The organism is Bacillus sp. 105MF, assembly GCF_000374885.1.
Lineage (GTDB): Bacteria > Bacillota > Bacilli > Bacillales > Bacillaceae_G > Bacillus_A > Bacillus_A pseudomycoides.
The window spans coordinates 58956-71423 of sequence record NZ_KB895569.1 but is presented as its reverse complement, the minus strand read 5'-3'; the positions used below and the strand labels follow the sequence as shown (position 1 = coordinate 71423).

Sequence of the window (12468 nt, the reverse complement as noted above, 5' to 3'; positions counted from 1 at the left end):
GGTTGGAGGATTATATATGAGTTTTAATATAATTGGAATTTCCGCTTTATATCATGATTCGGCATGCTGTCTTATTCAAGATGGAAAACTCGTTTCAGCAGTGCAAGAGGAAAGGTTCACAAGAATTAAAAATGATTCATCAATACCAGTCAATGCATTTAAATATTGTTTGGATAGTGCAAACTTAACAATAGCAGACATAGACTGTATTGCCTATTATGAAATTCCAGAAAAAAAATTAGCCAGACAAATTTGGTCTGGCTATGATATTGAAAAGGAAGAGCTTACTGGAAGAATGGATCCATTTAGACCAGAGAAAGAAATTAGAAATAAATTGGGGTTTTCAGGGAAGATAGAATATGTGAAACATCATTTATCCCATGCTGCTAGTAGTTTTTATTTTTCTGGATTTAATGAAGCAGCAATTATGACTATTGATGGGGTTGGTGAGTGGGATACTACAACATATGGTTTTGGAAATGAAGGTGGAATAACTCTCTTGGATAATGTGTCTTTTCCAGATTCGTTAGGGCTCCTTTATAGCACTATAACTAGTTATTTAGGTTTTAGTGTAAATAGTGGAGAATTCAAAGTAATGGGATTATCTCCATATGGTGAATCTAAATATGTCGATAAAATTAGAAAATTAATTAGGAGAGAAAGTAAAGGACAGTACAGTCTAGATATGAAATACTTTGAATTTATTTCTGGACAGAGAATGTATTCACAAGAATTAATAGATTTATTCGGTTATCCTCCTAGAGTGAAAGAGTCAAATATTACTCAATTCCATAAAGATATAGCAAAAAGTTTGCAATTAGTATTGGAGGAAGTATTACTTGAAAAAGTAAATTATTTATATTCTATAACAGATACGGAAAATCTATGCTTGGCAGGTGGAGTAGCATTAAATTGTGTTGCCAACGGAAAAATACTACAAAATGGACCGTTTAAAAATTTATTTGTTCAGCCTGCAGCTAATGATGCTGGATGCTGCCTAGGGGCAGCTGTAATAGCTCATAATAGGTTGTCAAATAACCAAATAAAACCAAAAGAATTAAAACATGTCTACTTAGGTCCCAAGTATGAATATAATGAAATCAAAAAATTGCTCGAAGCTACTTCTCTTAAATATGACGATTACTATGGGGATACAGAGAGTTTATTGAAAGAAACCGCTAAACTTATTTTTCAAGGGAAAGTTATTGGATGGTTCCAAGGTAGAATGGAATTTGGACCAAGGGCTCTAGGGTCTAGATCGATTTTAGCCGACCCGAGAAGTGAAATAATGAGAGACTTAATTAATTCGATGGTAAAGAAAAGAGAAGGATTCCGGCCATTTGCACCAGCTGTCATAGAATCAAAAGCACAAGATCATTTTGATTTAGAAGGTAATTCTCCTTTTATGTTAAGAACTTGTCAAGTTCAATCACCTATCAGCCTCCCGGCTATTACTCACGTAGATGGGTCTGCAAGAGTTCAAACTGTTGATGAAGAATCAAATCCTAGATTCTTAAGTTTAATAGAAGAATTTGAGAGACAAACTGATTGTCCTATTTTATTAAATACATCTTTTAATGTAAGGGGAGAACCAATTGTTATGTCTCCTTATGATGCAATCTCTTGCTTTATTAATACTAAAATAGATTGTTTAATTTTAGATGACTTTATTATCGAAAGGTCTAAAAACTCAATGTCCTTAATGAAATTAGTAATTAATAATTTAAGGGAAATAGAGAAGAATGTGAATGTTTCAGATAATGTATACACATTTATTTGATACGTTTATTAGGAGGTAGTACATTATGAAAAGGCCGTCTGAACAACTTAAAGAAGTAGCAGAAGAATATACTAATTATATTGTTGATAAAATACAGAGTAAAGAAGACAAAATAAAATTAAGAATGCAATTAGGATTAGAAGAGAAGAAGAGGGATGAAAAAAGCATATCCCAAAAGCAAAAAAGTGTTACTAGTAAGGAAACAGTAGGAATATGGAAAAAAGTCGTTGAGGGTGAAACGGAGTTCTTTAAAAGAGATTCAACATATAGTAGTGATTTTGTAAATTGGGCTAAAGTTAAGACCATACCACCTAAAGGAAACAAATACAGAATTGCTTTCCTAGGAGAATCTGTTGCTAGAGGGTATTTATATGATCCTTTTATTACACCAGCTAAAGTACTTAAGAAAATATTAAATAATAGTAATGCTCAAGAATTTGAAGTCATAGATTTAGCTAAAACAAGTATAGGTGCACAAGAACTAGAAAACCTCTGTAAATGTAGCATTAATTTAAAACCTGATGCTATCGTAGTGTTTGCAGGTAATAATTGGAGGGAATCCATTTTACCACTTAGTGATAAAGACATCCAAGAAATAATTAAGGCTGGAGAAACTAAGGAACACTTTGAAGATTTAAGAAGAATATTTGAAAAAAAATATAAAAGGATTGTAGATTCATTTATCGATACATTAAAAGAATTATCTATTTCCAATGATATACCGGTTTATTTTATTATCCCAGAATTTAATTTAAAAGATTGGAAAAGAAGTAAATATGAAAAAAGTCTAAAGTGGCCGAGAAGTAACATGTCCATCTGGTTTGACTTGAATGAAAAGGCAAAAGAAGCATTAAGAGAAAAAGATTACCATGAGTTGAAAGACATTGGTAAAAAATTAATAAAAATAAATGAAATAAATCCATTGGGATATGATTATGTTGCAATAAGTTTAATCAACTTAGGGCAGAAAGAAGAGGCAAGGAAGTATTTAGAGAGTGCAAGGGACTGTATGACATATGGATTTGGCCTAACACCAGGTATAGTGACATCTATACAAGATAGATTGAAAGAAAAATGTAATGAAGAGAATATACCTGTTTTAGATTTAAGACAAGTATTTAAAGAATATTTAAATGGAGAAATTCCGGGCAATGATTTGTTTATTGATTATTGTCATCTAAATTTGAGTGGAATAAAAGTCGCTATGGAAAGAGCGGCTGAATTCTTTTTTAAGATAGAGAGGAAGGATACAACTTCATCTTTTTATGATCAAGTAGATAATCTAGACGACGTTCAATCTAAAGCCCACTTTTATGCAGCTATACATTGTGCGCATCGTGGTGACCAACCATATGAAGTGTTGTTATATCATTGCCAAAAATCCCTTGAACACTCTAGAAATATTATCCCATTAATGAAAAAATACATGGATTTCGCAATAAGAAAAGCCCCATGGTCGATAAATAAAAATTATCTTAGTTTTTTCTTAGAGGGTCAAAATGAGCAGTATCCTTTTCTTATTCAGTCAAACGATTTGAGGATACTAGATGTAGAGATTATGAAAGCAATGACCGAATCCCTAGCTGATATTGGAATAGACTTGAAAAATGAGATAGATAAACTTATGCTCTCAGAACATAGTATTCGTAATGGTAAAGTTGATTTACTCCATACATTTTATTCTGAGTCTTCTTATATTAGTCAATACAGTGCTGAAGTTAAAGGAAAGAAAAGTTTTAAGGTTATTGATGATAAGGTGACATCGTTTTATTTAATTACAGAAGGTGAAAAATCGGTTCTATTAAATCTATCCTTGAGGTCCCCTTATAAACAAGACAATCAACAGGATGTAAAATTTTTCTGTAACAGTAAACTCATAGGGGAAATAAATGTATCTCATGATTGGCAAAACGCAACGATTGTAATTTCCGAAAATATACTAAAACGTGGAATTAATGATGTATTGATTGATTGGCCATCAGGTGAGTACTTTGAAAAAACACAAGATACTTCTTATACAAAGGGTATTGAACTATTGAATGTTAAAAGTAAACCTCCATATGGAGAAATCTTTAAACTTACTGCAGAGGAAATAATATAAATAAACTTTAATCAGGAGAATGTTAAATGAATAGTATATCAAAAACTGTAGAAGATAAGTTTATTGAAATGTCTGAATATTGGGGTGTGAAATTAGAAGGATCAACAAACAATTTAGAGTTTCAGACAATTAACAATAATAGTAAAGACATAGGGAAAGCACAAATTAATATAGAAATCGAATTAGATAAATCACCTAAACTAGTAGAGTTATCAGAAGGAAAAGATACAAAACTCTATATTAATTTACTGTCTTTATTTAAGGTGATATTATATAAATACTTTACTTGTTCTGAAATTATTGTTGGTTCCCCCCATTATAAAAGTGAATCAGATTTAGGGTATAGCAGAAACAAGTTATTGCCTCTAAGAGATTTTTTACGAGATAATGATTTGCTTATCGATACAATTTCAAAAGTCCGGCAGACTGCCATTGATGGTTATATAAATCAACAAGTTCCGGTAGAGGACATTTTTGGTAAAGATCAAAAGAAAATGCCGGTTTTTTCTAAAGTAATCCTTTTGTTAGAAGGGATACACGCTAAAGAATCAATTAGTGAAGTCATTCAGTCCGATGAAAATGAGTTGACGTATGTTTTTAATAAAAAAGATGATAGTATCTTTTGTACGATATATTATCACAAAAATATACATTTAAATTTAATTGAAAATATTAACCGTTGTTATTTATGGTTAATTCAGAATTTACCACAATTATTAAATGAAAAACTAAGCCAGATTAGTCTTAGCCCATTGGAAGAGTTGAAAGAACTACCAAAAGGTTTTAATGAGACAGCTTTCCCAATTTCATCATGGACAGGAATACATGAGTTAGTCGAAAAAACAACCAAAGAATATCCTAATCATATTGCTTTAAGAATGGAAAATGAGTTTTTGACCTATAAAGAATTAAATGAGAAAGCAAACCAGTTAGCCAGGACTCTAAGAAAAAAAGGTGTGGAGAGAAATAGTTTCATCGGTCTAATGTTACCAAACTCAATGGAATTAATTATTGGAATATTAGGAATAATCAAGGCAGGAGGCGCATATGTCCCGATAGATCCTCAATTACCTAAAAATAGAATTAAATATATACTTAACAATTGTGCCGCAAAACTACTGTTAACTGGAGAGAATATTCCTAAAGGCATAGACTTTACAGGTGAAATCATCAATTTATATGATAGGACTAATTTTCAAGGTGAAACGTCAAATTTAGATCATATAAATAAACCTACAGACTTGGTATATATGTATTATACATCTGGTACGACAGGGAACCCTAAAGGAGTAATGATAAGGCACGAATCATTAGTGAACTACATTCTATGGAGTAAGGAGACCTATGTAAGGGGACAGGAAGAGGTTTTTGCTATGTACTCTTCCATTTCATTCGATTTATCCGTTACTACATATTTTACTTCGCTTATAACTGGAAATGAAATTGTTGTTTATCAAGAGGATTCCAATGAATATGTAATAGACCGTATAATTCGAGAGAATCGATTTACCATTCTAAAGTTAACTCCTGCACATTTGTCATTAATTAAAGAAAAACCAAAGGAATCTGAGATGGATAAAATATTCATTGTCGGTGGAGAAAGCTTAAAAACTCGGTTAGCTAGAAATGTGTATGAAAAATTTTATGGGAAAATAAGAATATTTAATGAGTATGGACCAACTGAAGCGACAGTTGGTTGTATGAGTTATGAATATAAATATAATCATGAGTCAAACACTACGGTTCCGATTGGTAAGCCAATTCAGAATACCAAAATTCTTCTCTTAGATCGCAACCTACATAAAGTGCCCGTTGGGGTAGCTGGAGAGATATTTATTATTGGAAAGGGGATTTTCCAAGGGTATTTAAATAATAGTCAACTAACGGAAGAAAAGCTTATTAAATTGCCAGATGGAGAAGTTGCTTACAAAAGTGGTGATATTGGACGATTATCCTTTGATGGAGAATTAGAATACATTGGTAGGCAGGATCGTCAGGTAAAAATAAAAGGTGTGAGAATAGAGCTAGAGGAAATAGAAAATACAATCTTAGAAGATAATAGAATAGAAGAATGTTCTGTTTTAAAGCACTCTAATAAAGAGAGAGAAGATTTTCTCTGTGCATTTATCGTTACTAAAAAGGAGTTAGCTATAAATCAATTGAAGAATTATTTACTCAGTCGTTTACCACATTATATGATTCCAGCTAGCTTTATCCTAGTAGATGAAATCCCATTAAATATCAATGGAAAAGTCGATAAGGATAAGTTAATTGAAACATATGATAATCTAAATCATTACGTTCCTCCATCAAGTGAGATGGAAGTATTAGTAGCTAGGTTATGGAAAGATATATTGGGTGTCGAAAATATAGGAATAAACGATAACTTCTTTCAAATAGGTGGAGATTCAATTAAGGGTATAACCTTTAAAGCTAAGCTTCAGGACTTAGGTTTTAAAATTGAGTTAAGAGATATATTTGAGAATCCTTCAATTTTAGAGTTAAGTTCACAAATCAAAAAGCACTCTAAAAGCATTGACCAAAAAGAGATTAGAGGAACAGCTAATTTACTCCCCATTCAAAATTGGTACTTACGTCAGACAAAATCATTAAATAGTAACTATAACCAATGGGTGTTACTAGAAATGGAGAGAAAGATAGATATCGATAAAGTACAACATGTATTTGATAAAATAATGGAACATCATGACGTATTAAGAATGAGATTTAAGTATTATCATAATGAGATTATACAGGAAGACCTTCCTTACAAGAAACAAATGTATTTAATAGAAGAGATTCAAGTCAATGAGAATTATTCTTTAGAACGACAATTAGATTCTCATTTACAATATCGTTTTGATTTGGAAAACGGCCCGTTAGTAAAGTTAGTAGTTTTGAGGTCTTTAGACAGAGATTCCCTTTGCATAATCATTAATCATAGTGTTATCGATGTAGTGTCTTGGAGAATTATTTTAGAAGATTTTCATTCACTATACTTTGCGCAATGGGACAAAAAACTCCCAGACAAAACAAATTCTTATATGGACTGGGCAAAAATCTTGAAAAACTATGCAGTCTCTAAGGAACATAAAAATAATTACTCTTATTGGGGAAAATATGTAAATTACACTAAGGAAGACGCGACGGTTGAATTAGGAAAAGATACCGGAGACCAACATATCATCACAGATAAATTAACGATAACACAGACAGAAAAACTGTTAAGAACTGCGAATCGTGCTTTTCAAACTCAAGTAGAAGATATTCTTATGACAGCACTTGGGTTGTCCATAAAAAAATTCATTAATAATAATAAGGTTAAGATCTTCCTAGAAGGACATGGTAGAGAAGTTTTTCAGGATAAAATAGATATATCTCGCACAGTCGGATGGTTTACAACTATTTATCCAGTTTATCTTCATATGCCCAATAATGTTAATAGTTCTACTATGTTAAAAGAAGTGAAAGAGACGTTACGAAACATTCCTAATAAAGGCTTGGATTATGGTGTTATGAAATATTTAAACACAAACGGTGAAAATACAATAGATCGTATAGGAGGAACAGAAGGTCCTGAGTTTATTTTTAATTATTTAGGCCAAGTAGACTTACTAGATATAGGAGAAGCACTTCAAATTAAATCCTATGGTACAAATGTTGATAAAGTCCTAACTAAAAATGATGAAAATAAAATCAATTTTAGTGCTGAAATTATTGATAACATGCTAAATATTTCGGTTGCTTTTAATAGTAAATGGGATGGAATGAATACTTTATTAATAAATTTTATTAGTAGTTTAAATGAATTGATTAATATATGTTGTGAAAGAGTTGAACGTGGAATCATAGAGAATACTCCTTCAGATGTTAGCGAAGAAAAAATATCAATAGAAGAAATGGAAATGATAGGAGCAATGCTCGAAGATATAAAGAGAAAATAAAGAAAGTTGGGTGAATATGGATAAAGAGTTACCTTACTACCCTTTAACCCATCCGCAAAAACGGATTTGGTATACCGAACATTTAAATCCTGGAGTCCCTTTAAATAATTTAGGAGGATTAGTTAAAATCGAAGGGGCTATAAATTTCGACATGTTGGAAAAAGCAATTCAAATTTTTATCAAAAAAAATGAAGCCCTTAGGATAAGAATTTTTGAGAAGGATGGAAAGCCTAATCAATATATTCAAAAATATGAAGAAGAAGACATTGAATTTCTTGATTTTTGTACGCAGAAGGATTCTTTTACATCTGTTCAAAAGGTTTTGCAAAAAGAGTTTGTTAAACCAATAAATCTATTTGGAAAGTTATATGAATTTATGTTAGTGAAGATTAACAACAACCTAAGTGGATACTTCATTAAACTACACCATATTATCTCAGATGGTTGGACCTTTCAAATATTAACAGACCAAATTAATGGGATTTATAAAAAGTTAGTAAATAATGAGGCTGTTAATGAAGAAGTTGAATATTCTTACCTTGACTTTATTCAAAGAGAACAAAAATATTTGAACTCAAAAAGGTTTATAAAAGATAGGGATTATTGGAAGGAAAACATCGGGGAATTTAAAAATTATGAGAATACTGAAACAGATTTAGCTGGGAATAGATTATCCTTAAAACTTGATAGTAAACTAACTGATTTAGTAAAAGAGTTTTTATTAGAAACAGGATACTCAATGAATTCTTTGTTCATCTATTTAGTATCAATCTATTTACATAAATTTGAATCCTATTCAGAAATGGTTATTGGGATCCCCATCTTAAATAGAATCGGTTATAAAGAAAAACAAAGCGTTGGAATGTTTACTAGTACTATGCCATTAAGAATAATGGTAGATTCAAATGAGTCAATAGAAAATGGGATAAAGAAACTTTCAAACAAGCTATTTAAAAGCTATAAACATCAAAACTATCCATATAACATCTTGATTCAAGATATTAAATTAAGAGAAAAGAGTATCAACGACTTATTCAAAATTGCGGTAAATTACTACAATACTAAGTTTGAAAATTCCATAGATGGATTAAATATTTTGTATGAAGAGTTTTATAGCGGGTATCAGCTAAACTCATTACAAATAGCAGTTAAAGAATGGTCAGGGGAAAGACATATTGAATTACAGTACGACTATCATTTGAGCCATTATAATGAAGCTGATATCAAATTACTCCATAAACGGTTGCAATTGTTGCTAAATCAATTTATTAAGAATCCATTATCATATGTTTCACAACTTGAGCTTTTAGATAAGAATGATTTTGAGAAGATTATATATGAAAGAAACGATACTAAGGTTGATTATCCTATAGAAAAGACGGTTGTCCAATTATTTGAGGGAAAAGTTAATAGCAACCCATTAGCAATAGCTTTAGAACATGATCGAAAAAAACTAAGTTTCATAGAGTTGAACGATCAAGCAAATCAGCTTGCTCACTTTTTAATCCGAAATAATTTGGGTAAGAATTCAATTGTTGGTTTATATATGTCAAACTCAATAGAAATGATTGTTTCTATACTAGCTATTTTAAAAGTGGGAGGAGCATACTTACCATTAGATCCTTCAAATCCAGTAGAACGTAATGATTTTATATTAGAAGATAGTAATGCTGATTTTTTAATTGTTAAAGATGAAAAATACAACGGGAGTTTTAAAGGGCAGTACATTCAATATGACGATAATTTATTCAGCGGTGAGCGTAAGGGAAATCTTAATAATCTAAACATGTCTACTGATTTAGCGTATATAATCTATACCTCTGGAACGACTGGAAAACCTAAAGGATCGTTAATAGATCATAGAAGCCTTATGAACTACATATCATTTGCTCGTGACAAGTATTTAGAAACAGTCGATATATTTGCCTTTTATTCCTCGCTCTCATTCGACTTAACGGTTACATCAATTTTCGCTCCATTAGTTAATGGAAGTAAAATAATTATTTATCAAGAGGACGGAGGGGAATTTATTATTGATAAAATCCTTAAGGATAATAAGGTATCAATCATTAAATTAACCCCTTCACATTTATCACTAATACAGAATAAAACTTATAAGAACAGCTCGTTAAGGAAAATAATTGTTGGGGGAGAAGACTTAACTACATCTTTAGCTAGAAGAACTTATCATAATTTTGGTCAAAAGGTAGAAATATATAATGAGTATGGACCTACAGAGACAGTTGTAGGTTGTGTTGTTCATCAATATAATCCGTATAAAGATAAAAGTGGATCTGTCCCGATTGGAACTCCAATACAAAATACCCAAGTTTATGTACTAGATGAAGACATGAAACCTGTACCAAACAATGTAGTCGGTGAACTTTACATATCAGGTGACGGAGTAACAAAAGGGTATCTAAACTTGGCTGATATAACAAAAACTCGCTTTGTGGATAATCCATATATAAAAGGAAAGAAAATGTTTAAAACAGGTGATTATGCTAAATATACTATTGGTGGGAATCTAGTTTACGTCGGACGTAGAGATTCACAGGTTAAAATACAGGGTAATAGAATAGACATACTGGAAATAAAGCATCATTTATTGTCAATTAAAGGAATCTCTGAAGTAGTGGTTACAATTGATGAAGAAACTATTTTGGACAGCAAGTTACTAGTAGCGTATCTTGTAACAGATAAACATTTTACTCAACAGGATTTGTTTTTTGAATTATCTAAGAAAATGCCTAGTTATATGATACCTACTAAATTTGAGTTTATAAGTGAAATTCCTTTAACCAATAATGGTAAGGTTAACACACATAAGATAAAGGATTATATTATTGATAATACTGTTGACGATGAACACCATAGAAACCTTACCGATGTGGAGGGAAAATTACTGCTTATAATAAAGGAAGTTTTAGGTATTTCGAATATTGAATTAAATGATAATTTCTTCCATATAGGAGGGGATTCCATAAAAGCAATCCAAGTAGCATCCAGAGCTCATGCATGTGGAATAAACTTAGATGTGAAAGATATTCTAAGAAACCCAATTATTGAAATGATGTTAAATAAAGCTGAATATCTAGAAACTGGTATGGTAGAAAATACATTGGTGGATGGTTGTGTAAAGTCAACCCCAATTATGGAATGGTTTTTCGCTTTGAACCTATCAAATGAACATCATTATAATCAATCTGTGAACATGGATTTAAAAGTGGATATCCCTTATCAGACTTGGAAAGAAATCATGTATATTTTAGTAATAAGACATGATTCTTTACGGTTAAATTACAATGATAGCGATGCAAGATTGTCTTATATGCCTATAAAAGATAAGGATGATATAGAACTACAATATTATGATTTATCTGAGTATAGTGAGAAGGTACAATCAGAAATGATTGAGAGTTTGAGCATAAATCTTAAAGGTAGTTTTCGCTTAGGAAAAGGGATACTTATAAAAGGGATTATATTTAATAAAGGAAAAGGTAAACAAAAGGTTGTGTTAACTGCTCATCACCTAATTATAGATGGTGTGTCATGGAGAATATTATTGGAGGATATTTCTAGCTTAATTGAAGATTATCTCCAGGAGAGAAGTCTACAACTTAATTCACATAAAACAAGTTCGTATAAAAGCTGGGCGGAGTATATTGAGAATATTAGTAAAGAGATAACTCAAAACGAAACAGAATACTGGGATACTATCACAGAAAAAATTAAGAACATTCCGTTTGATTTTAACAAAGGAAAAGATACCCTTAAATATACAGAGACTATCTCGAAACAACTGACACCATCTGAGACAACTACATTATGTACTAAAGCAAATAATCCTTACAATACACGAGTTGAAGATTTGTTATTAGCATCTTTATCTCTTGCCATAAATAACATTTTTGATGAAAAAAGTATGACTATAGAACTTGAAGGCCATGGTCGTTTAACTTCTGTAGAAGACTATTACTTTGCAAGAACAGTAGGGTGGTTTACGGCGATATTCCCTTTTACTTTAGCTGAAAGTAGTGGGCTTATTTCTAATACAATAAAATCCACAAAAGAACGATTAAGGAATATTCCGAATGAGGGAATCGGTTATGGTATTTTAAGATTTATAAAGCAAGACCTATATGCTACAAGGACCCCGAGTATAAAATTTAATTATTTAGGAGAACTTGATGCTGGTATAAATAAAGATATATTTGATTTAGATATCAATCTGAATCAAAATGAGACATCACTAGAAAACGAGATGAGTAATCCTATAGAAATGAATATATTTATTGAAAATAAAATCATGAAATTTTTTATCACCTATAGTAAAAATAAATTTCATGATAAAAAGATTGCTCGATTTATGGACAACTACATACTAGTATTGCGTAATATCATTAAATATTGTTGTAATACGAAAGAAGTAGAATTCACACCTTCAGATTTTGACTCTGTGCAATTAACTCAAAAGGATCTTGATAATATTTTTAATTAACCTTCTTATTTAGGTATTTTTATATTTTTTGAGTTTTTAAAATAAAGTTTTAAATTGTAAAAGGAATCCAAAATATTGTGTTGTCGTAACAACAAATGACGATAGGTATTTTAACGTTTAAGATAACCTGATCCGTTTAAGA

General features: G+C 31.0%; 4 protein-coding genes. All 4 read left to right on the top strand.

Annotated elements, in window-relative coordinates:
- Positions 1–16 precede the first annotated feature (16 nt).
- Genes C564_RS0108605 through C564_RS0108590 form a run of 4 tightly spaced genes read left to right on the top strand, consistent with a single transcriptional unit; the run spans position 17 to position 12326 of the window.
- Positions 17–1780 carry a carbamoyltransferase family protein gene (locus C564_RS0108605; RefSeq protein ID WP_018765030.1) on the top strand — a complete coding sequence of 588 codons (1764 nt, stop codon included), beginning with the start codon at positions 17–19 and terminating at the stop codon, positions 1778–1780.
- Between the two features lie 25 nt (positions 1781–1805).
- Complete coding sequence (locus C564_RS0108600; RefSeq protein ID WP_018765029.1) at positions 1806–3881, top strand: hypothetical protein; 2076 nt, start codon at positions 1806–1808, stop codon at positions 3879–3881.
- Positions 3882–3907: 26 nt separating this feature from the next.
- Positions 3908–7825, top strand: a complete 3918-nt coding sequence (locus C564_RS0108595) for a non-ribosomal peptide synthetase (protein WP_018765028.1) — start codon at positions 3908–3910, stop codon at positions 7823–7825.
- 16 nt (positions 7826–7841) lie between these two features.
- On the top strand, positions 7842–12326 hold the full coding sequence (locus C564_RS0108590; protein ID WP_018765027.1) for a non-ribosomal peptide synthetase: 4485 nt from the start codon (positions 7842–7844) through the stop codon (positions 12324–12326).
- The last annotated feature ends 142 nt before the right edge of the window (positions 12327–12468 follow it).

What these genes read in the sequence shown, in the direction of transcription:
- C564_RS0108605 (WP_018765030.1), top strand. Translation starts at nt 17, where the DNA reads ATGAGTTTTAATATAATTGGAATTTCCGCTTTATATCATGATTCGGCA.
- C564_RS0108600 (WP_018765029.1), top strand. Translation starts at nt 1,806, where the DNA reads ATGAAAAGGCCGTCTGAACAACTTAAAGAAGTAGCAGAAGAATATACT.
- C564_RS0108595 (WP_018765028.1), top strand. Translation starts at nt 3,908, where the DNA reads ATGAATAGTATATCAAAAACTGTAGAAGATAAGTTTATTGAAATGTCT.
- C564_RS0108590 (WP_018765027.1), top strand. Translation starts at nt 7,842, where the DNA reads ATGGATAAAGAGTTACCTTACTACCCTTTAACCCATCCGCAAAAACGG.